We start from the raw sequence: 20,824 nt of genomic DNA, 5'->3' as shown, positions 1-20,824 counted from the left end.
CGCTGCCAGCTGCGAAGCGGCCTCGGCAAGCTGTTTACGTGTAGCCTCAGATTCGCTGAGCAGGCGGGCGTTTTCCTGGCCCAGAGAGCTCAGTTCTTTTTTCTGACTGGCGAAGGACAGCTCTTCTTGCTTGCGCATGGCGGAAAGAGTTGAAGTGGCATCAGCTAGCTGCTTACGTAGCGCGGTATTCTCAGCGTTAAGTTTATCCTTTTCATTAGTGAGAACGGAGATAGTTGTTTTTTGGGATTCCGCATTACCAGAGCCACCGTTCAATTTTATTTCATTGTACGATCCCAATAGTTTTTCATACTTCATCTGGAGTTTTTTATTTTTTTGTTCTAACTTATCATTGATGCTGGCTTCACTATTAATATTCTGCGATCTGTTATCCGATGGTTCTACTGTTTCATTTGCACCAATACTCTGTAAGTTTATATTTTTTATGGCGTTAAGAAACTCGCTTTGTTCAGCTGATGCTGTTTTATTTAGGGCAATGAACACTAATAATGAAGCAATTGTTAGTTTGTTTAATTTTGTCATATGAAATCAAACATCCTTGTTTCTAGCTCTTGGCTTTGTTGATCGAATTAATAGTATTTTTTTGAAATTCTTCAATTAACATAAGAGATATGTTGTTACATATTTCATTTAATTTATAATCAAAAAATGGCGTTATTGTTGAACTTACGTTTGTCGATGACTCATCGGCTATAGACGCATAAAATTTTGCATTATTAACTAAGGTATACAGCTCTTTGGTGCTTTTCTCATATTTACTATCTAACTGGGATAAGGTTTTAGCATCAGTAATGCAACGTTGAAATTTCAACATTTTTGGCGGTTGCTCTCTCAGCTTTTCGGGGCTTTTTTTAATTGGTTTAGCGCACCCCTGTAAAAAGAGTACAGATAGCGTGATTATAATTACTGGAAGCTTTTTCAAAGTGTCCTCCATGGACCAAATTACTAATAGGCGTAAGGTATCAAAAAAGAAATATATGTACTACAGGTTTAGAGACAGGGATATTGAATTACCGGAGTGGTTGTTTTTTTGATTCACTGTAACTTATTGATACTAAATTGTTTTTATTTTACCTTGATGGTTTGTGGAGTAAGTGGCTGCAATAAAATCAGATTTAATTACTATATGTAACATTGGTTTTTTATTTTTTCGCATTAGTCTGAGGGGGCTATCTTCTGGGCGGCGGATTTTAGAAGTTTTTTAGCAGAATAAATATATAATATCTTCCTTGTAATCTTATATAGTTTTATTCTGCTGATTTTTTAATCTCTATTGGCGATTCCACGTTGACCTTTTTTAATAGAGATGGCAGAGGGGACGTTATAGACAAATTTAATCCTGTGGTTAAGTAAGAGTCTCTGGTTTATTGGCGCCATTTCCCGTCAATTCAGCTTACCGAATGGTCGCTGTTAGTCTGTATTGATTGATAGCAATCATTATTGCTAACCCTGCTACCACCAGGGACAAAGCGGCAGAGACCGCTAAGCAGCCTGACATCCCAAGATAATGATTAATCCATGCGTAGGCAAACGGCGATATGGCGGCCAGCAGTTGCGCGGGAATCAACAGAATGCCGGTTAGCCGGGCATAATCCTCGGCGGCAAAGAGCTGCAGCGGTAAAGTGGCCTTAAACACGGTGGTCAGGCCGTTGATCGCGCCGTAACCCAGTACAAATCCGCCGGCCGCCCACGACAGAAAAGCGCCGCTCAGTCCAAGCGCAAAGCAGAGCGGCATCAGCGAGGTCGTCAATATCGTTAGCCGCAGCGGTGTGAGCGCGGAGCCGGATGCCACTTCGAGAAAGCGCGCGCCGGTTTGTCCAATTCCCCATAGCATTCCCACCGCGACAGGAAGCCCAACGCTGGCGATGAACTCGGGAAGATGCGTTGACGTGCCGTTGGATATAAAGGTAACCAGCGCAATCAACGACGCGTACAGCAGGGCCGGACGTCTATCATGCTTTGACTGCTGCTGGTTTTTTTTCACCCTTACCGGCAACGGTAATTTGGTATTCGGCATTTTCCACAACAGCAGCGCGCTAAGCAGGCCAAACAGGGCGTAGATCAGCAGCGCGTGCCGCCAGTCCATCCGCGTCAGCAGCCAGGCGCCAAGCGGCCAGAACAGGGCCGAGGCTAATCCTCCGGCCAGCGTCACGCGCGATATGGTCAACCTGGCCCGCTGCCCGTAAAGATTCACCAGCGCCGCGAACAGCGCGTCATACAGCGCCAGCCGCATACCGATGCCGGTCAGAAGCCAGGCGGCGAACCAGCCCGTCAGGCTATGGACGTAAGCCATCAGCAGACACCCCGCTGAAATCGCCAGCGTACCGGTAATGACTATTCGCTGGCCGCCAAAGCGGGCCAGAAGCCGGGCGATAAATGGAGAAAGCGTCGCCATCATGAGCATGGCGAGGGTCAGTCCGAAATAGATTTCCGTGGCGGTCCAGCCGGTCTCCTGAGCGATAGCCCTGGCAAAAGTGCCGGGCATATAAAACGAGATTCCCCAGTTAATCAGCTGATTGCACCCGGCGGCCAGCGTGATAAAGCCCGGCGCGGAGTGCGAGTTCGCAGGTGTATTCATGATTTTCCATTCAGTTACGCTGTTGTCGGCAGCATACCTTGCGCGCTATTGTGCAGGCAGGCCGGTCCGTTTATGACCCTTATAAGAGAAACTTTGTGATGATGACGCTCAATCTGGGAAATCTGGCGACGTTCCGCCTGGTCGTACAGCGCGGGAGCTTCTCCGCTGCGGCAGACGTACTGGGATTGTCGCAGCCTGCGGTCAGCCTGCAGGTACGTCAGCTGGAACAGTTTCTACAAACCAGGCTGCTTGAGCGCACCGGGCGGGGAATTAAAGCGACGGCGGCCGGTATCGCCCTGCTGGCCCACAGCGATCGGATTGAACAGGCGGTGGGCGCGGCGGTGCAATCGGTGAGTGAATTCAATCGTGAAATCAGCGGCTCGGTAACGCTGGGATCCGGAGCAACCGCCTGTATTCATCTGCTACCTCCGTTACTGCAGAAGCTACATCATGAGCATCCTTTATTGACGGTGAGGGTCACGGTTGGCAATACGCTTGAGGTGGTTCGGGCTATTGAAGAGAATCGGCTCGACCTTGGGCTTTGTACGCTACCGGCGAATGGACGCAGTCTGGCGGTTATGCCGGTGTTAGAGGAGGAGTTTGTGTGTATTTTCAGCGATGGGCAGGATGAGTTACCGTGGTCGCTGACGCCAGAGATTCTGCAATCATTACCGCTAATCGCTTTTGAATCGGGAAGCGGAACCCGGGATCTGATCGATGGCTGGTTTCTTGCCGATGGGCGGGCGATAGCGCCAGTCATGCAGTTAGGCAGCATTGAGGCGATTAAGCGCATGGTACGTGCGGGGTTGGGGTTCAGCATTGTGCCGAGAATGGCGGTAGAGCATCCGCAGGATCGTATTGGCTTAAATGTTCAATCACTGACTCCGCTGCTGCATCGTCAGTTAGGCATAATCATGCGGCAGGATAAAATTATCAGCAAAGGTATTGCTGAGATCCTGCGTTTACTGCAGAAGTTGGAGAATGGTCAGGCGTAGCGTGTTTTCAATAAAGCAATGGCTGAATCAACCAGCGGGTGGTGACGCTCGCTGTTCCACGCCGCCGCCGCGGTAACAACCATCTGCTTCTCTTCCAGGGCCTTTATCACCACATTAGCCGGCGCCAGTTTGCGGGTGGAGGCGGGAACCAGCGCGATGCCCTGGCCGCAGCTGACGAACGCAATTTGTGAACTTACCGAGCGGACCTCATGCAGAATGCGGGGAGTAAAACCGTGGGTGCGACACAGCGAGGTGAGGAGATCAAACCAGGCCGGGCTGACCTGGCGAGCAGACATTACCATCGGCTCCTTTGCCAGCGCGCGCAGGCTGACGCGATGCTGTAAGGCCAGCGGATGATCGACCGGTAGCGCGACAGCCAGGCGTGACTCTTCCAGCGGCAAAGTCGTGATGTGGCCTTCGGTCTCACCTTCCAGGCGCACAAAAGCCAGATCCAGTTCACCGTTCTCCAGTGCGGGGATCGCATCGACACTATCGATTTCCCGGATAAATATTGTTAGCCCGGGCGTAGCGCGCTTAAGCTCCTCAAGCAGTGGGGGTAAGGTCTCCAGCATGGCCGAGGTTATCGCCCCGATATTCAATACCGCCGAGTGGCCTGCGGCGATTTCATCGACGGTTCTGCCCAACTGGCTGAGCTGGTCGGCGAACTGGCGTACCGCGGGCAGGAGTGCGGCTCCGGCCGGACTCAGGCGGGTCCCGCGCCGCGAACGCTCGAACAGCTGGAGTTTCAGCCCGTGCTCCAGGAGCTTGATTTGTTCCGTTAGCGGCGGTTGTGACATCCCGAGGCGCAGCGCCGCGCGGCCAAAGTGTTCCTCTTCCGCTACTGCGAGAAACATCCACAGCTGCTTAATACGACGAAAATCAATATTGCTCATGAGAGATATTCTGTTACTTATTTAGTATCACAGAGTTTATTTTATAAGAATTTACATATCAACATAGCTGGTTATGATTCCAGCCCAGGAATGATAAGCAATGAGGATATGATGAAAATACAGCCGGAGTTGACATGGCAGCGCTTGCCAATGACGGTGCAGGGCATCGGGCTTGATATCGCGTCCATTAGCCGTGAAGGAACGGGGGAGCCGGTCGTCTTTCTTCACGGTTTTGGCTCCAGCAAAGAGGATTACGCTGATTTCGTGCGCCATCGAGCCTTTGAGGGGCAGCCGTTTATTGCCTGGGATGCACCGGGTTGTGGTGAGAGCCAATGCGCTGATTACAGCAAGATGGGGTTACCCTTTCTGCTTGAGACGGCGCTGAAGGTGATTTCCCACGCGGGGTTTACGCGCTTTCACCTGGTCGGGCATTCAATGGGAGGATTAACATCGCTTCTGCTGGCGCACGCTTTCCCCGAGCGAGTGCTAAGTTTTGTGAATATTGAGGGCAATATCGCGCCGGAAGACTGCTTTTTGAGCCGGCAAATTGTGCAATATGCTGAGCCGGACGCGGAACGTTTCTTCGCGCGCTTTATTGAACGCACTCGCCAATCGCCAGCCTGGGCCAGCGCGCTCTATGCCAGCAGCCTGCCGCAAAAGGTTCGCGCTGAAGCGGTGCCGGGGATTTTCTCTTCGATGGTGGATTATTCTGACCACGGTGAGTTAATGGCGAAATTCCTTAATTTACCGTGTCCAAAAATGTTTATGTACGGCGACCAGAATGCCGGGCTAAGCTATTTATCTTCTATTGCCCGCCGTGGTGTAAAGTTGGCGGAAATTCCGCATTGCGGGCATTTCCCTATGTATTCAAACTCGCCGGAGATGTGGCGACAGATAGCTTTATTGCAGCAGGCCTCACGATGAATAAAGCGTCATCTTCACAGCTGATCGGCGTGCTATTTTCCGTCTGCGCGGCTTTTGGTTTCTCGTTTAAGGCAATATTCGTCAAGCTTGCCTACGAGCAGGCAACGGTAGATGCCATTACTTTACTCATGCTGCGGATGACCCTGTCGTTACCTTTCGTTATCCTGGTTGCTCTACGGGTGCTGCGTAGCGGTGTACCACTGCAGCGTCGTGATTATCTGCTGCTACTGCTGCTGGGAATAGTGGGGTATTACGGTTCGGCGATCCTGGATTTTATGGGCCTGCGCTATATTACCGCCGGGCTTGAGCGGCTGATCTTATTTACCTACCCGGCGCTCACTATTCTGATTGGCGTCTTGTTTTTGGGTAAGCGTTTCGAAAAAAAGGTACTCCTGGCCTTAGCGCTCTCCTGGTCGGGAATTCTGCTGGCGTTTGTCCACGATCTGCAGATTAGCGGTGATATGCACAGCCTGGTGCTCGGTGGTGGTCTGATCGCCGCTGCGGCCTTACTGTATGCCATTTATAATGCCGGGTCAGAGGTGGCAATCCGGCGTATGGGGTCGATGAAGTTCTCGGTTCTTGCCCTGCTGGTTTCATCTCTTGCCACGCAAACCCATTTTTATCTTGCTCAACCGTTATCCGCGCTTAACCTGCCGTGGCAGGTATATCTATGGTGTGGCGCGATGGCGCTCTTCTCAACCGTATTACCGATCTTCTGGCAGTCGGCGGCCGTGCAGCGCATTGGTGCGGAACGCGCCGTGCTGATCGGCCTTCTGGGACCAATGCTAACCGTATTCTTTAGCTGGTGGTTACTGGGAGAACCCATTTCGCTGGCACAAATAGCGGGCACATTGTTAGTGATGGCTGGTGTGCTGGTTGTGCTTCGGCATTAGTCTTTTTGAGCGTTTATTTTTGCTCAGGCGCTTTTGCTGAATCCGAAGGCTCAACGGTGATAGTGGATTGCTGCGATTGCTTTTTGTCCTGATGATGGTACCAGGCACCAATGGAGGAGTAGACAAAGCGTCCAAAGAAGAAGATAAAGCTGATAAGCAGTACGATACGGGTCATGCGACGGTTAAATCGATGTCGTTTACGCATACTGGGTGCCTGACTCACAAAAGGTTCCTTAAAGTATACCCAAAGGCTGGGCGATGTGCGTATTAAGGCACAGGAAAGCGGAAGGGTCAATTGATGAGGATGTAAAAATCCCGCAGGCAAAACATTAATTAATGTTATATAAGATAATCCTCGTATTTACATGCTTTCTGCTTATGGCGGATGAATGTTAAAAAAACGGTATTATTAATATCAGCTACGTGATTTCTTGATTTATATCAATCGTCTGTTCGCAGCGATAACTAAAATCACCAGCCAGTTCCGCGTTGTTATTCCTGGCGCGATTATGACGGTTGGTTGGATGCCTGCCTGAATACACCCTGCAGGATTTAGGGTTATCCGTAGAGCATCTATGAACTTAATTAAACTTTACAGGCAATATCGGGATAAATGGTGGGCGCTACCGCTTATCTTACCTGTATGTTTGCTTCCCGTGTCACGATGGGCTAATACCGTTGCGTTGCTGGATGGTAATGAAGTCTCTCTTTACTATTTACCCCTGGCGCTAGTACTGAGCCTGATGCTGTTTTTCGGCTGGGCCGCATTACCGGGGATCGTTCTCGGGTTGTTGCTTTCCATTACGCGCGGCATGTCGCTGGAAGATACTATCGGCGTCATTTTCCATTTTCTTATTCCGACCGTTTTATGCTGGGGCGGTTATCGCGTTTTTGTCCCGCGAAGGCAGCAAATCTCGCATGGCAACGTAAGTCTGATGCCTCAGCGATTGTTCTGGCAGATGCTGTTGCCGTCCCTGATCTTTCTTATCCTGTCGCAGCTGGCCGAGTATCTGGGCATTCATCCACGCGCTACCGGGTTGATAGGGGTCAATCCCTTAAGTTTGCGTTCGCTTATCACCTTTCAGGCCCTGATGGCGGGATGTTTAACCGGCGTGCCGTTGTGCTACTTCGTTATTCGAACTATCCGCAATCCGCTTTATATCCGCGGGTTTATATCGCAAATTCGCTTACAGATCGACCCAAAAATAAAGCGCTTTGAATTTGTTATATGGGCAGTGGTGCTGATAATTCTATTATTCCTTCTATTGATGCCGCTGAATAGTACGAGCACCATATTCAGTACAAATTATACGTTATCCTTGCTGATGCCGGTGATGTTATGGGGGGCGATGCGCTTTGGCTATCGCTTTATTTCATTAGTCTGGTCACTTGTTTTAATTATTATTATTCACTTTCACTATCAATATCTCCCGCATTCCCCGATTTATAACAATCAGCTGGCGATCACCTCCTCCAGCTATCTGGTGTTTTCATTTATTATCGCCTATATGGCAATGCTGGCGACGCAGCAGCGAGTTTTTTACTCGCGCATGCGTCGGATGGCCTTCATCGATCCGGTCGTTCGCTTGCCTAATATCCGGGCGCTGAGTCGGGCGTTAAATAAATCCTCCTGGTCCGTGCTGTGTTTCCTGCGCATTCCTGAACTGGAAATATTGGGCCGCCACTACGGTGTTCTGTTGCGTATTCAGTACAAGCAGCTGCTGGCCGAGTCGCTCAGCGAGTTACTGCGCCCTGGGGAGGATATCTACCAGATGGCAGGGCATGAGCTGGTGGTTCATCTGAACAGTGAAGGCCATCAGCAGCGCATTCCCCAGCTCTATGAGCACCTCAAAAAATTTCGTTTTGTCTGGAATGGTATGCCGCTGCAGCCGCCCGTGGGATTCAGCTATTGCAACGTTCGCTCGCCGGTGATGCATCTGCATTTGCTGCTTGGCGAACTCAACAGCGCGGCCGACCTTTCTCTGGCGACCGGAAGCCCTGAAAACTTACAGCGCCGCGGCGCCATCAATCTGCAGCAAGAGCTGAAAGACAAAGTCGCGATAATGAATCAGCTGGTGAAGGCGCTTGATCAGGATCGGTTCCTCCTGATGGCGCAGCCGATTGTCGGCATCCGCGGGGATAGCTACCACGAAGTCCTGCTCAGGATGTTGAACGACAATGATGAAATCGTCATGCCGGATATCTTTTTACCGGTAGCACACGAGTTTGGCTTCTCGGCGCGTATTGATAGCTGGGTACTCGAACATACGCTTATGTTTATGGACAAGCAGCGCAAGAAGCTGCCGGGAATGCGTCTGGCGATAAATATCTCACCTTTTTCAGTGAGCAACAGCCATTTTCATCAACAGGTGCAAGCGCTGCTGGAGCATTACGACATTGAGCCCTGGCAGATTATTTTTGAGCTGACTGAAAACCATTCACTGACAAATCCGGAACAGGCGCGTAAAACCCTGGCGCAGCTTCAGGAGCTGGGATGCCGGGTGGCAATTGATGATTTTGGCACCGGTTATGCCAGCTACGCGCGGCTGAAAACGATGAATGCGGATTTGCTGAAAATTGACGGCAGTTTTATTCGTAATCTGGTCTCCAGCAGTCTGGACTATCAAGCCGTTGCTTCCATTTGCCTGCTGGCCCGGATGAGAAACATGCAGGTAGTGGCCGAATATGTCGAAACGCCGGAGATTCGCCAGGCGGTGATTTCGCTGGGGATTGACTATATGCAGGGCTACGAGATTGGCAGACCAGCGCCGCTTGAGGCGCTGGTTATGGCTTGATAGAACAACGGGCCGGAAGTCCGGCCCGCGTGAGATAAACTAGCTGGCCGCGCCAGGCTTCTCTTCCTCGCTGATTTTTAGCCACCAGTCAGGTACGCCTTCCCAGTACTCCTGCTCTTTTTCCAGATCGAGCAGTACCAGCGCATTCTGGCTAAACCAGTCGTGCGGGAAGGTCAGCGTCCAGTGGTTGGCCTCGGTTTTCAGCGTGAGGGTCGGCGGCGTGGTCGTCGCCTGGCGCTGGTTATTCAACAGCACGCCAAGGCGCAGCAGCTGAATCAACGGCAGAAACTGCTTTTTCTTAAACAGCGTAAAACGCGGCAAATCATCCAGCTTAATCGCTTTACGGTGATAGCGAACCAGGGTGGCCATCAGCATTTGCTGTTCCTGATTAAAGCCCGGCAGATCGCTATGTTGCAGAATATAAGCCGAATGACGGTGCATGCCGCTGTGGTTAATGTTTAAGCCAACTTCATGGAGCATGGTTGCCCATTTCAGCAGCGCCGCCAGATGCGGATTGGCAAGCTTGGGATTCTGCTCCTGCCATTGCTCATAAATATGCGTGGTGGTCTCCAGGACGCGTCGCGCCTGCTCACGGTCGATGTTGTACTGGTTCGCCAGGCTTTGCGCGGTGCGGCTACGGATATCCTGATGACGGAAACGTCCTTCCATCTCGTACAGGACGCCCTCGCGCAGCGCGCCGTCGGACAAGCGCAGCTCTTTAATCGCCAGCGCGTCAAATACCCCGCACAGGATAGCCAGACCGGGCGCAAAAACGGCTTTTCGATCTTCAGACAGCCCGGGCAGGCTCAGCGAGTCGAAGTTTTTATACTTCAACAGCTCTTCGACCAGCATCTCGAGGCGCTCGGGAGTGATGAACCCGTCTTTCTCGCCCATCGCCACCAGCACTTCGTGAGCGGCTTTAATGGTGCCGGACGCGCCCAGGGCTACGTTCCACCCCTGGATGCGGAACTGCCAGGCCAGCGTTTCCAGCTTCTGCACGGCTGAAAGTCTCGCGCGCTGGAAATTCTCTTTATTGATGACGCCGCCAGCAAAATAGGCCTGAGAGAAGCTCACGCAGCCCATACGGCGGCTTTCCACCAGGCGAGGTTCGAAATCCTCGCCGATAACCAGCTCGGTAGAGCCGCCGCCGATATCGATGACCAGCTTACGGCCTCGTTCCGGCTGCGTATGCTCAACGCCCATAAAAATCAGACGCGCTTCTTCATTGCCGGGGATGATTTCAATCGGGTAGGGGATGACCTGCTCCGCGCGCTTGAGGAATTCTGCGGCGTTTGTCGCCTGGCGCAGCGTGTGCGTGCCGACGATGCAGACGCTGGATGGGTCAAAACCCTGCAGGCGCTCGGCGAATAGCGACAGGCAGTTCAGCCCGCGCGCAATAGCCTCTTCGCTCAGTACAGAGTTTTCATCCAGGCCGTCGGCCAGATGTACGCGCTGTTTCAGACGACCGATGATCTGCATTGCTCCGTCAACGACACGGGCGATCACCATATGAAAACTGTTCGAACCGAGGTCGACCGCAGCGAACTCCTGCGGCCGAGGGGCATTTTCGTTTATTGGCATAGGTTAATCGGGCTGTTCAAGTGATTTGAGGTAGTCGTATATCGCCATCTGTGCGCGCACTTTGCGGCGATTGCCGCGCGGCACGTAGCGATTACTCAGTTCTTTATCAAGATAGCGTGCTTTGACCGTATCGTTGAAGAGGAGATCGAAAATATCGAGTACGCGCTGTTTCAGACGCGGATCCAGCAGCGGCGCGGCCACTTCGATACGATAGTCAATATTGCGCGTCATCCAGTCCGCGGACGATAGCCAAACCTGCTTATCGCCGCCGTTTTCAAAGCAATAAACGCGGTCATGCTCAAGGAAACGGTCAACAATGCTGATGACGCGTATATTTTCGCTGATTCCTTCGAGGCCAGGGATCAGCGAGCACATGCCGCGAATAAGCAAATTAACCGGAACGCCTGAGCTGGAGGCGGCGTAAAGGCGGTCTACCAGGCCTTTATCGACCAGATTGTTCAGCTTCAGGGTGATTCCTGATGGCTGACTATTTTGCGCGTTGGCGATCTCGCGATCGATCATCTCATAAAGCAGTCGGCGCGAGTTTTGCGGCGATACCAGCAGGTAATCGAAGCTGACCGGACGATAGGGGTTTTCGATAAAGTTAAATACCCGGCGGACTTCATTGGTGATGCGCGCATCGGCGGTCAGCAGCGAATAGTCGGTGTACAGACGCGCGGTTTTTTCGTTGAAGTTGCCGGTACCGATGTGCGCATAGCGCACGACTTCATCACCCTCTTTACGCGAAACCAGGAACAGCTTGGCGTGAATTTTGAGACCCGGGGCGGAGAAAATGACGTGCACGCCAGCTTCGGTCAGGCGTTTAGCCCAGTGAATATTGGCTTCTTCATCGAAACGCGCCTGTAGCTCCACGACCACGGTTACTTTCTTACCGTTGTGGGCGGCGTGAATCATCGAGTCGATGATTCGTGAATCTTTCGCTACGCGGTAGATGTTGATTTTGATGGCCAGCACGCTCGGGTCGAAAGAGGCCTGGCGCAGCAGCTCAAGCACGTGTTCGAAAGTGTGGTACGGATAATAAAGCAGCACGTCGCGTTCGCGAATTGCATCAAAGCCGTTACGGAATTTATCGAACCACAGATGGCGCAGACGCGGCATCGGTTTATTCACCAGATTGGCTTTGCCGACGTTGGGGAAGCCGATAAAGTCTTTAAAATTGTGGTAACGACCGCCCGGCAGCATAGAGTCGTAGTTAGAGATGGAGAGCTTGTCGCGCAGCATTTCGACCATCGCGTCCGGCATATCGCGCTGATAAACGAAGCGCACCGGCTCGGCGGTCAGACGCTGCTTCAGGCTGGAGGACATCAGTTCCATCAGGCTCGATTCCATCTCATGCACCAGATCGTATTCGGCATCACGCGTCATTTTCATCGAGTAGGCATTCAGCGCATCGTAATCGAAAAAGCCCTTGAAGATATCATCCAGACAATAGCGCAGAATGTTGTCTAACAGAATCATTGGCTTGCGACGGCGCGGCGCTTCCGGCGGCAGATTCACAAAACGCGGCACCTTGTCTGATGGAATCTCGAGAAGCGCGTAATTGATGCTATCCCCGCGAATAATCTCGACGGCCAGATAGGTGTAATCATCCTTCAGAAACTGCACCAGATCCGTTTCGCGGTTAATCAGGATCGGCGTAATGTGCTGACGAAGATACAGCTTGAAGTAGTTGCGCAGCCAGGACTGCTGGTTGACGGAGAGCTGGCGTTCGTTAATCAGGAAAATCTGGTTACGCGCCATCTCCAGCAGCAGCTCATTGTATAAACCGTCAAACTCCTGATCGGCCTTGAGCACGCGAGCCTGGATTTTTCCCAGCAGATGGCGAGAGTGTGCGGTACTGCCTTGTTCTTCGCTAATGATGATGCGGCGCTTCAGTTCGGCAAAGCGCACCTTGTAAAATTCATCGAGGTTGTTGGAGTAAATCCCCAAAAAACGCATGCGCTCGATCAGCGGATTGCTTTTGTCCGCCGCTTCCTGAAGTACGCGCTCGTTGAAGGATAACCAGCTGAGTTCTTTTTCGATGTATAGCTTTTCCTGGCCCATTACAGCTCACACTCCGTTTTACTCACAGGACATAGACTATTATGACGAAATTTTCCGCATAGCGATTCACTCTGTCACAACAATATGACAGTAAGAAGAATTATTTCTCCAATATATTTGATTGTTAAACGATTTTAATCAAAAAAAAGCCCCGCGTGGATAAACGCAGGGCGGGAGGTTACTCTTCGGCAGCGTAGCCTTGCGGCGGTAGCTTCACTTCATCAAGCCAGGCTTCGTTGCCCTCCGCGCGCAGGCGGCCGTCGACAAACCAGCTAATAGCCAGGGGATAGATATCGTGTTCCTGCGCCTGTACGCGGGCGGTAATGTCGTCTTCGGTATCTTCAGCGAAAACCGGCACCTTTGCCTGCAATACCACCGGACCGCCGTCCAGCTCATCGGTCACGAAATGCACCGACGTCCCGTGCTCCTCATCGCCATTTTCCAGAGCCTGGCGATGGGTATGCAGCCCCGGATATTTTGGCAGCAGGGAAGGGTGGATATTCAGCATCCGCCCCTGATAGTGGGCGACAAAAGCCGGACTAAGAATACGCATATAGCCGGCCAGTACCACCAGATCCGGCGCATAGGCGTCGATCTCGTGCATCAGCTCGCGATCGAAGGCTTCCCGGTTGGCAAACTGGCTGGCGGCGAGAGCGTGAGCCGGAATATTCGCCGCGCGCGCGCGCTCAAGGCCGAACGCGTCGGCCTTGTTGCTGAAGACTGCACGCAGGGTGCCGTTGATTTTTTTCCGGGCGCAGGCGTCGATAATCGCCTGCAGGTTGCTACCGTTGCCGGAAATCAGCACCACGATGTTTTTCATTCAATGACCACACGCTGTTCGGAATCAGAGGCTTTGATATACCCTATTTTCCACGCGTTTTCACCTTTGTCGTTCAGGAAGGCAATCGCCTTATCCGCCGCGTCTGCCGGCAGCGCGATTACCATGCCGACGCCGCAGTTAAAGGTGCGATACATTTCGTGGCTGCTGACGTTACCCGCGGTTTGCAGCCAGTTGAACACTTCCGGCCACTGCCAGGAAGATTCATCAATGACCGCCTGGGTGTTGTCCGGCAGGACGCGCGGGATATTTTCCCAGAAGCCGCCGCCGGTCAGGTGGGCGATAGCGTGCACGTCTACGTTGGCAATCAGGTCGAGCACGGACTTCACATAAATGCGGGTCGGGGCCAGCAGGTGGTCAGCCAGCGGTTTGCCGTTGAGATCGGTGGTTTGCGGGTCAACGCCGCTGACTTCGATAATTTTGCGTACCAGAGAGTAGCCGTTAGAGTGCGGTCCGCTGGAGGCCAGCGCCACCAGCACATCGCCATCGGCTACTTTGCTGCCGTCGATAATTTCTGACTTTTCTACCACGCCGACGCAGAAACCAGCCACGTCATAATCTTCTCCGTGATACATGCCCGGCATTTCCGCCGTCTCGCCGCCCACCAGCGCGCAGCCTGACTGCAGACAACCTTCGGCAATGCCGCTGATTACGCTCGCCGCAGTATCAACATCCAGTTTGCCGGTCGCGTAGTAATCAAGGAAGAACAGCGGCTCGGCGCCCTGAACCACGAGGTCGTTTACGCACATGGCGACCAGGTCGATACCGATAGTGTCGTGGCGCTTCAGGTCCATCGCCAGACGCAGCTTGGTGCCGACGCCGTCGGTGCCGGAGACCAGAACCGGCTCGCGATACTTCTGCGGCAGCGCGCACAGCGCGCCGAATCCGCCCAGTCCACCCATCACTTCCGGGCGGCGAGTTTTCTTCACCACGCCCTTAATACGGTCGACGAGAGCGTTGCCTGCATCAATATCCACGCCGGCATCTTTATAGCTGAGAGAGGTTTTATCGGTCACTGCGAAGTCTCCACGCGTTTGCGGTAGCAATAAAAAACGGCGCAATTCTAACAGGGAAAGCAAACGTTTGCGAGCCTGCTTTGCAGTCGATGTAAAACGGCCGATAAGTGCGCAAATTTGATACCGTTCACGAAAATGAAACCGGGTACATTCTTCTGCTTGCCAGCGTTCTCAGGAATAATCATCATGCCACTGAAACCGGTTTCTTTCCTGCTGCTACGCGAGATAAACCGAGAATTTGATGGATTCTGGAGGAAAGCTGAGGATGAAAATTGCCGCATTCGATATCGGTGGCACGGCGTTAAAAATGGGGGTAATGACGCGCGAAGGCGAGCTGCTGGATAAAGGAAAGCAGACCCTTATCGACAGCGATGGCGACCAGATCCTGCAGGCGATGCTGGCGTGGATCGCCGCTCACCCGGAATGTAAAGGAGTGGCGATCAGCGCTCCCGGCTACGTTAATCCGCACACCGGCTTTATCGAAATGGGCGGCGCCATCCGTAAGTTCGATAACTTCGCTATCAAGGCCTGGCTTGAGCAGCAGGTGCGATTGCCCGTCGCCATTGAAAATGATGCTAACTGCGTGCTGCTGGCCGAGCGCTGGCGGGGTAAAGCCGCCGACATGAGCAACTTCCTGGTCCTGACCATCGGCACCGGCATCGGCGGGGCGATTTTCTGTAATAACCAGTTGGTCCACGGCGCACGTTTCCGCGCCGGCGAATTCGGTTATATGCAAACCGCGCGTCCGGGCACCCGCGATGTGCGGCGCTATTCGATGAACGAAAACTGCACGCTGCGCGTGCTGCGCCATCGCTACGCTGAGCATCTCGGCAAAGCGCTGGATGACGTCACCGGCGAAGAGATTTTTGACCGCTACGATGCGGGCGACGCGACCTGTCGACGGCTGGTCGCTGAGTTCTTTAACGGCCTGGGTACCGGGCTTTACAACCTCGTTAACTTATTCGATCCGCAAACGATTTTGATCGGCGGTGGAATTGTGGAACGACCGGGATTTCTGGCGCTGCTGCGCGAGCATCTGGCCTGGTTTGGCATTGCGGAGTATCTCGACACCGTCAGCCACGGCAACGATGCCGGGCTGGTAGGCGCGGTTTACCATTTCAATCAGCAACACCGGTCGCAGAGCGGCGACTGCGCATAGGGAGAGAACATGTCTGGATTTAAAGAAGGTTTTCTGTGGGGCGGTGCGGTAGCGGCGCATCAGCTGGAAGGCGGCTGGAAAGAGGGCGGTAAAGGGGTGAGCGTCGCCGATGTGATGACCGCAGGCGCGCACGGCGTACCGCGCGAAATCACTGATGGCGTCCTGCCAGGGAAAAACTATCCCAACCACGAGGCGATTGATTTCTACCATCGTTATAAAGACGACGTTCAGCTGTTTGCCGAAATGGGCTTCAAGTGTTTCCGCACCTCCATTGCCTGGACGAGGATCTTCCCGCAGGGCGATGAGCAAGAACCTAACGAAGCCGGCCTGCAGTTTTACGATGACCTGTTCGACGAGTGCCTGAAGCACGGCATTGAGCCGGTGATTACGCTCTCCCACTTCGAAATGCCGTACCATCTGGTGACGGAGTACGGCGGCTGGCGTAACCGTAAGCTGATTGATTTCTTCGTCCGCTTTGCCCGGGTGGTGTTTACCCGCTACCAGCATAAAGTGAAGTACTGGATGACCTTTAATGAGATCAATAACCAGGCCAATTTCCACGAAGATTTTGCCCCGTTTACTAACTCCGGACTGAAGTATCTGCCGGGTGAAGACCGTGAGCCGGTGATGTATCAGGCAGCGCACTATGAGCTGGTCGCCAGCGCGCTGGCGGTTAAGGCCGCCCGCGAAATTAACCCGTCGTTGCAGGTGGGCTGCATGATCGCCATGTGTCCTATTTACCCGCTGAGCTGCGCGCCCAACGATATGATGATGGCGATGAACGCCATGCATCGCCGCTACTGGTTTACCGACGTTCACGTGCGCGGCAAATATCCGCAGCACCTGCTGAACTACTTCGAGCGCCGCGGTTTTAAACTGGATATCACCGAAGAAGACCGCGCGGCGCTGACTCAGGGCTGCGTCGATTATATTGGCTTTAGCTACTATATGTCGTTTGCCACGAAAGCAACGGATGACAATCCGCTGCTGGATTATGACGAAACCACCAGCCTGGTTTCCAATCCGTACGTGCAGAAGTCAGACTGGGGCTGGCAGATTGATCCGGTCGGGCTGCGCTACTCCCTGAACTGGTTCTGGGACCATTATCAGTTGCCGCTGTTTATTGTGGAGAACGGCTTTGGCGCCATTGACGTGCGCGAAGCGGACGGTTCGGTAGATGACCAGTATCGTATCGACTATCTCTCCGCCCATATCGCCGAGATGAAAAAAGCGGTTGTTGAGGATGGCGTCGACCTGATGGGCTACACCCCGTGGGGCTGTATCGATCTGGTCTCCGCAGGTACCGGCGAGATGAAAAAACGCTACGGGTTTATCTATGTAGATAAAGACAATGAAGGTAAGGGCACCCTGGCGCGTAGCCGCAAGAAATCTTTTGCCTGGTATCAAAAGGTGATTGCATCTAACGGACGCGAGCTTTAAATCCGCTTTTGGCGGTCGGTTTGCGCCGACCGCTTCTTTTTTTGTTCTTATTTTTAGCCACGGCGGGCTGACTGGGGACGATATCTGTATTGTGCTCAGGCGCGACCAGTTCCATGTTTCCGCTTTTATTATCAGCAAACTGCCGTTTAATTTTTTCCCCGGCGTAGAATACGGCGATGAAAAATGCGCCAATAAGGTTAAACGACCAGAAAATAAGCGGCGCAATGACATAATCTTTATGCTGGTTGAACCAACGACTCTCGCAGCATTTTACAATGTCAGGACTGTTTTTTACATAATTAATACATATTGATGGATGCTCACCGGGGGGAGAGAGAATATTGCTCAATTCTGCCTGGTAATTGTTACCGCCTGCCTGGTAGTTAATGACCAGAGAATTTCTATCCCGGCAATTCGCCGAACGACCGTGCAAATAACACTCGCCTTCAAACGCGCTTTCATAGGCGCTGGCGCTGGATGCTTTGGCCACTTGTGCTAAAGTTGTTACTGCATCCCGCTGCATTTTGACTTCATCAAAAATTACCCAACCCAGCCACAGCGTAAAAATCATCAGGCATATCTTATAGCCGCCGACCAGGACATCTTCGAAGGAGAGTTTCATATTCGGTATTGATGAGTCGTTATCCATAACCACTTGAATTTGAAGTATCCTGTTAATTGAGAGAGGATAGCTTGATCAATATCAAACAAAAAAATATTGTCCGTTAAACGAATAGCGGTATAATCCGTCGATTTTTTTTGTGGCTGCCCCTCAGAGGAGAAAGAGAATGAAGATCGTGGAAGTGAAACACCCACTCGTCAAACACAAGCTGGGCCTGATGCGTGAGCACGACATCAGCACCAAACGCTTCCGTGAACTCGCCTCAGAAGTTGGCAGCTTACTGACTTATGAAGCCACCGCCGATCTGGCGACTGAAAAAGTGACCATCGAAGGCTGGAACGGCCCGGTAGAAGTTGAGCAGATCAAGGGTAAAAAAATTACCGTTGTGCCGATTCTGCGCGCGGGTCTGGGGATGATGGAAGGCGTGCTTGAGCACGTGCCAAGCGCGCGCATCAGCGTGGTAGGCATCTATCGTAACGAAGAGACCCTTGAGCCGGTTCCTTACTTCCAGAAGCTGGTATCCAATATCGACGAACGCATGGCGCTGGTGGTTGACCCGATGCTGGCAACCGGCGGCTCGATGATCGCCACCATCGACCTGCTGAAAAAAGCCGGCTGCTCCAGCATTAAGGTGCTGGTTCTGGTGGCCGCGCCGGAAGGTATCGCCGCGCTGGAGAAAGCGCATCCGGACGTTGAGCTGTATACCGCGTCCATCGACCAGGGCCTGAACGAGCACGGATACATTATTCCGGGGCTCGGCGATGCCGGCGATAAGATTTTTGGTACGAAATAAACGATGAAGTAGAAAAAGCCGACTTTAAGAGTCGGCTTTTTTTTGAATAAAACACACCAACAGCAATCAACAAACGACTCTCAGAGGAAAATGCCATGACGCGCCGTGCTATCGGGGTGAGTGAAAGACCGCCGCTTTTACAGACAATCCCGCTTAGTTTGCAACATCTGTTCGCCATGTTTGGCGCAACGGTACTGGTGCCCGTTCTGTTTCACATCAATCCGGCCACGGTACTGCTGTTTAACGGCATCGGAACGCTGTTATACCTTTTCATCTGCAAAGGCAAAATCCCGGCTTATCTGGGATCGAGCTTTGCGTTTATTTCTCCGGTACTGCTTTTGCTACCGTTGGGCTACGAAGTCGCTCTCGGCGGCTTTATCATGTGCGGCGTGCTGTTTTGCATCGTCTCCTTTATTGTCAAAAAAGCCGGCACCGGCTGGCTTGATGTGATGTTCCCCCCGGCGGCGATGGGCGCGATTGTTGCGGTTATCGGGCTGGAGCTGGCGGGCGTCGCGGCGAATATGGCCGGTCTGCTGCCCGCAGAGGGACAATCGCCGGACAGCAAAACCATCATCATTTCGATGGTGACGCTGGCGGTGACGGTCTTCGGTTCGGTGCTGTTCCGCGGTTTCCTGGCGATTATCCCGATTTTAATCGGCGTCCTGGTTGGCTACGCGCTCTCCTTCGTAATGGGCGTTGTCGATACGACGCCCATCGCCGAGGCTCACTGGTTCGCGCTGCCGACCTTCTACACCCCGCGCTTTGAATGGTTTGCGATTTTCACCATTCTTCCAGCCGCGCTGGTGGTGATCGCCGAGCACGTTGGGCATCTGGTGGTAACGGCCAATATCGTCAAAAAAGATCTGATCCGCGATCCGGGCCTGCATCGTTCAATGTTTGCCAACGGTCTCTCCACGGTGATCTCCGGCTTCTTTGGCTCCACGCCGAACACCACCTACGGCGAGAACATTGGCGTGATGGCGATTACCCGCGTTTACAGTACCTGGGTTATCGGCGGCGCGGCGATCATCGCGATTCTGCTCTCCTGCGTCGGCAAGCTGGCGGCGGCGATCCAGATTATCCCGCTGCCGGTAATGGGCGGCGTCTCTCTGCTGCTGTACGGAGTGATTGGCGCATCGGGTATTCGCGTGCTGATCGAATCAAAAGTCGATTACAACAAGGCGCAGAACCTGATTCTGACCTCCGTCATCCTGATTATCGGCGTGAGCGGTGCAAAAGTGCATATCGGCGCCGCCGAACTGAAAGGCATGGCGCTGGCGACGATTGTTGGCGTCGGCCTGAGTCTGATCTTTAAACTGATCGGCGTCTTGCGTCCGGAAGAGGTCGTTCTCGACGCTGCCGATAGCGAAGAAGCAAAACATTGATCCTTATACCGGGCGGCAATCCTGCCCGGTTCTCTCCTTGCGTATTTCTGTGCTAAACTCTCCGCGTTTTTCTGAAAGCCTATGTTGAGGTCCATCTGAACGCACCGGCACAGCTCTCTTTGCCACTGTATCTTCCCGATGATGAAACTTTCGCAAGTTTCTGGCCGGGTGATAACCCTTCTCTTCTTGCCGCCCTGCAAAATGTGCTGCGGCAGGAGCATAGCGGATACATCTATATCTGGTCACGCGAAGGGGCGGGGCGCAGCCATCTCCTGCACGCAGCATGCGCGGAACTTTCCCAGCGCGGGGATGCGGTGGGCTATGTGCCGCTGGATAAACGGACGTGGTTTGTTCCTGAAGTGCTGGACGGAATGGAGCAGCTATCGCTGGTTTGCATCGACAATATTGAATGCGTGGCGGGCGATGAGCTGTGGGAAATGGCGATTTTCGACCTCTACAACCGCATCCTCGAATCCGGTAAAACCCGGCTGCTGATCACCGGCGATCGACCGCCGCGCCAGCTCAAGCTGGGCCTGCCGGATCTTGCCTCGCGCCTCGACTGGGGACAAATCTACAAGCTGCAGCCGCTATCGGATGAAGATAAGCTCCAGGCGCTTCAGCTGCGGGCGAGGCTGCGCGGCTTTGAAATGCCGGAAGACGTCTGCCGGTTCCTCCTCAAGCGCCTGGATCGTGAAATGCGCTCGCTGTTTATGACGCTCGATCAGCTCGATCGCGCTTCTATAACCGCCCAGCGCAAGCTGACCATTCCTTTCGTCAAAGAGATCCTCAAGCTGTAGCGGGCCGCGGTTTCCGAAGCCAACCGCGGCAGA

At 53.0% G+C, this 20,824-nt stretch carries 19 protein-coding genes; 9 read left to right on the top strand and 10 right to left on the bottom strand.

The features are described 5' to 3' along the window. From ABLV75_RS27155 to ABLV75_RS27145, 3 genes are all read right to left on the bottom strand, one after another. The coding region (locus ABLV75_RS27155; protein ID WP_348855231.1) for a hypothetical protein at window positions 1–540 on the bottom strand (540 nt) is incomplete at its 3' end. Between the two features lie 22 nt (window positions 541–562). Then, window positions 563–940 (bottom strand): hypothetical protein, encoded by a 378-nt coding sequence (locus ABLV75_RS27150; protein ID WP_049094944.1) that lies wholly within the window; start codon window positions 938–940, stop codon window positions 563–565. Window positions 941–1,411: 471 nt separating this feature from the next. Next, the gene (locus tag ABLV75_RS27145) at window positions 1,412–2,596 is read right to left on the bottom strand and encodes an MFS transporter (RefSeq protein WP_004104452.1); all 1,185 of its coding nucleotides are present in this window, start codon (window positions 2,594–2,596) and stop codon (window positions 1,412–1,414) included. A 98-nt stretch (window positions 2,597–2,694) separates the two neighbouring features. Between ABLV75_RS27145 and ABLV75_RS27140 the strand changes: the two genes are divergently transcribed. Further along, window positions 2,695–3,591: a LysR family transcriptional regulator gene (locus ABLV75_RS27140; protein ID WP_016809528.1), complete on the top strand. Its 897-nt coding sequence runs from the start codon at window positions 2,695–2,697 to the stop codon at window positions 3,589–3,591. On the opposite strand, the gene ABLV75_RS27135 is transcribed toward ABLV75_RS27140, so the two are convergent. Then, complete coding sequence (locus tag ABLV75_RS27135; RefSeq protein ID WP_004104450.1) at window positions 3,582–4,484, bottom strand: LysR substrate-binding domain-containing protein; 903 nt, start codon at window positions 4,482–4,484, stop codon at window positions 3,582–3,584. The genes ABLV75_RS27140 and ABLV75_RS27135 overlap by 10 nt on opposite strands. Window positions 4,485–4,592: 108 nt before the next feature. Here ABLV75_RS27135 and ABLV75_RS27130 point away from each other — a divergent pair, with 108 nt between their 5' ends. Both ABLV75_RS27130 and ABLV75_RS27125 read left to right on the top strand, forming a co-directional pair. Then, complete coding sequence (locus ABLV75_RS27130) at window positions 4,593–5,408, top strand: alpha/beta hydrolase (protein ID WP_224226339.1); 816 nt, start codon at window positions 4,593–4,595, stop codon at window positions 5,406–5,408. Continuing rightward, window positions 5,405–6,301 carry a DMT family transporter gene (locus ABLV75_RS27125; protein WP_004104448.1) on the top strand — a complete coding sequence of 299 codons (897 nt, stop codon included), beginning with the start codon at window positions 5,405–5,407 and terminating at the stop codon, window positions 6,299–6,301. The genes ABLV75_RS27130 and ABLV75_RS27125 overlap by 4 nt, the downstream gene beginning before the upstream one ends. A gap of 13 nt (window positions 6,302–6,314) precedes the next feature. Here ABLV75_RS27125 and ABLV75_RS27120 read toward each other — a convergent pair whose 3' ends face one another. Next, on the bottom strand, window positions 6,315–6,506 hold the full coding sequence (locus tag ABLV75_RS27120) for a YfgG family protein (protein WP_004104447.1): 192 nt from the start codon (window positions 6,504–6,506) through the stop codon (window positions 6,315–6,317). A gap of 370 nt (window positions 6,507–6,876) precedes the next feature. Here ABLV75_RS27120 and ABLV75_RS27115 point away from each other — a divergent pair, with 370 nt between their 5' ends. Continuing rightward, entirely contained in the window at window positions 6,877–9,096 is a 2,220-nt protein-coding gene (locus ABLV75_RS27115) for an EAL domain-containing protein (RefSeq protein ID WP_004104439.1), read from the top strand. A gap of 39 nt (window positions 9,097–9,135) precedes the next feature. Here the strand turns inward: ABLV75_RS27115 and ppx are convergent, their stop codons facing one another. The 4 genes from ppx to purM all read right to left on the bottom strand — a co-directional run bounded on the left by ppx (window position 9,136) and on the right by purM (window position 14,595). Beyond that, complete coding sequence (gene ppx / locus ABLV75_RS27110; protein WP_004104437.1) at window positions 9,136–10,677, bottom strand: exopolyphosphatase; 1,542 nt, start codon at window positions 10,675–10,677, stop codon at window positions 9,136–9,138. A 3-nt stretch (window positions 10,678–10,680) separates the two neighbouring features. Beyond that, window positions 10,681–12,741: a polyphosphate kinase 1 gene (gene ppk1, locus ABLV75_RS27105; RefSeq protein ID WP_004104435.1), complete on the bottom strand. Its 2,061-nt coding sequence runs from the start codon at window positions 12,739–12,741 to the stop codon at window positions 10,681–10,683. 178 nt (window positions 12,742–12,919) lie between these two features. Beyond that, window positions 12,920–13,561: a phosphoribosylglycinamide formyltransferase gene (purN, locus tag ABLV75_RS27100; RefSeq protein ID WP_004114390.1), complete on the bottom strand. Its 642-nt coding sequence runs from the start codon at window positions 13,559–13,561 to the stop codon at window positions 12,920–12,922. After that, window positions 13,558–14,595 (bottom strand): phosphoribosylformylglycinamidine cyclo-ligase, encoded by a 1,038-nt coding sequence (purM, locus tag ABLV75_RS27095; protein ID WP_004104433.1) that lies wholly within the window; start codon window positions 14,593–14,595, stop codon window positions 13,558–13,560. Before purM ends, purN begins: the two co-directional genes overlap by 4 nt. A gap of 265 nt (window positions 14,596–14,860) precedes the next feature. Here purM and bglK point away from each other — a divergent pair, with 265 nt between their 5' ends. Both bglK and ABLV75_RS27085 read left to right on the top strand, forming a co-directional pair. Beyond that, a complete protein-coding gene (gene bglK, locus ABLV75_RS27090) occupies window positions 14,861–15,754 on the top strand; it encodes a beta-glucoside kinase BglK (RefSeq protein ID WP_004104432.1) in 894 nt (297 codons plus the stop codon). Window positions 15,755–15,763: 9 nt separating this feature from the next. After that, window positions 15,764–17,194: a 6-phospho-beta-glucosidase gene (locus ABLV75_RS27085; RefSeq protein ID WP_004104431.1), complete on the top strand. Its 1,431-nt coding sequence runs from the start codon at window positions 15,764–15,766 to the stop codon at window positions 17,192–17,194. On the opposite strand, the gene ABLV75_RS27080 is transcribed toward ABLV75_RS27085, so the two are convergent. Next, window positions 17,175–17,843, bottom strand: coding sequence for a hypothetical protein (locus ABLV75_RS27080; protein ID WP_004104430.1), 669 nt, complete (start codon window positions 17,841–17,843; stop codon window positions 17,175–17,177). The genes ABLV75_RS27085 and ABLV75_RS27080 overlap by 20 nt on opposite strands. 139 nt (window positions 17,844–17,982) lie before the next feature. On the opposite strand from ABLV75_RS27080, the gene upp reads away from it, so the two are divergent. From upp to ABLV75_RS27065, 3 genes are all read left to right on the top strand, one after another. Next, a complete protein-coding gene (gene upp, locus ABLV75_RS27075) occupies window positions 17,983–18,609 on the top strand; it encodes a uracil phosphoribosyltransferase (protein WP_004104429.1) in 627 nt (208 codons plus the stop codon). Window positions 18,610–18,704: 95 nt separating this feature from the next. Next, entirely contained in the window at window positions 18,705–19,994 is a 1,290-nt protein-coding gene (gene uraA / locus ABLV75_RS27070; RefSeq protein WP_004104428.1) for a uracil permease, read from the top strand. Between the two features lie 95 nt (window positions 19,995–20,089). Next, window positions 20,090–20,791: a DnaA inactivator Hda gene (locus tag ABLV75_RS27065; protein ID WP_213799324.1), complete on the top strand. Its 702-nt coding sequence runs from the start codon at window positions 20,090–20,092 to the stop codon at window positions 20,789–20,791. The last annotated feature ends 33 nt before the right edge of the window (window positions 20,792–20,824 follow it).

It is taken from the genome of Klebsiella sp. CN_Kp066, assembly GCF_040065135.1.
GTDB lineage: Bacteria > Pseudomonadota > Gammaproteobacteria > Enterobacterales > Enterobacteriaceae > Klebsiella > Klebsiella oxytoca.
The sequence above is the reverse complement of the archived record's forward strand: the minus strand, read 5'-3'. Positions and strand labels throughout refer to the sequence as shown.

What these genes read in the sequence shown, in the direction of transcription:
- ABLV75_RS27145 (WP_004104452.1), bottom strand. Translation starts at nt 2,596, where the DNA reads ATGAATACACCTGCGAACTCGCACTCCGCGCCGGGCTTTATCACGCTG.
- ABLV75_RS27140 (WP_016809528.1), top strand. Translation starts at nt 2,695, where the DNA reads ATGATGACGCTCAATCTGGGAAATCTGGCGACGTTCCGCCTGGTCGTA.
- ABLV75_RS27135 (WP_004104450.1), bottom strand. Translation starts at nt 4,484, where the DNA reads ATGAGCAATATTGATTTTCGTCGTATTAAGCAGCTGTGGATGTTTCTC.
- ABLV75_RS27130 (WP_224226339.1), top strand. Translation starts at nt 4,593, where the DNA reads ATGATGAAAATACAGCCGGAGTTGACATGGCAGCGCTTGCCAATGACG.
- ABLV75_RS27125 (WP_004104448.1), top strand. Translation starts at nt 5,405, where the DNA reads ATGAATAAAGCGTCATCTTCACAGCTGATCGGCGTGCTATTTTCCGTC.
- ABLV75_RS27120 (WP_004104447.1), bottom strand. Translation starts at nt 6,506, where the DNA reads ATGCGTAAACGACATCGATTTAACCGTCGCATGACCCGTATCGTACTG.
- ABLV75_RS27115 (WP_004104439.1), top strand. Translation starts at nt 6,877, where the DNA reads ATGAACTTAATTAAACTTTACAGGCAATATCGGGATAAATGGTGGGCG.
- ppx (WP_004104437.1), bottom strand. Translation starts at nt 10,677, where the DNA reads ATGCCAATAAACGAAAATGCCCCTCGGCCGCAGGAGTTCGCTGCGGTC.
- ppk1 (WP_004104435.1), bottom strand. Translation starts at nt 12,741, where the DNA reads ATGGGCCAGGAAAAGCTATACATCGAAAAAGAACTCAGCTGGTTATCC.
- purN (WP_004114390.1), bottom strand. Translation starts at nt 13,561, where the DNA reads ATGAAAAACATCGTGGTGCTGATTTCCGGCAACGGTAGCAACCTGCAG.
- bglK (WP_004104432.1), top strand. Translation starts at nt 14,861, where the DNA reads ATGAAAATTGCCGCATTCGATATCGGTGGCACGGCGTTAAAAATGGGG.
- ABLV75_RS27085 (WP_004104431.1), top strand. Translation starts at nt 15,764, where the DNA reads ATGTCTGGATTTAAAGAAGGTTTTCTGTGGGGCGGTGCGGTAGCGGCG.
- ABLV75_RS27080 (WP_004104430.1), bottom strand. Translation starts at nt 17,843, where the DNA reads ATGGATAACGACTCATCAATACCGAATATGAAACTCTCCTTCGAAGAT.
- upp (WP_004104429.1), top strand. Translation starts at nt 17,983, where the DNA reads ATGAAGATCGTGGAAGTGAAACACCCACTCGTCAAACACAAGCTGGGC.
- uraA (WP_004104428.1), top strand. Translation starts at nt 18,705, where the DNA reads ATGACGCGCCGTGCTATCGGGGTGAGTGAAAGACCGCCGCTTTTACAG.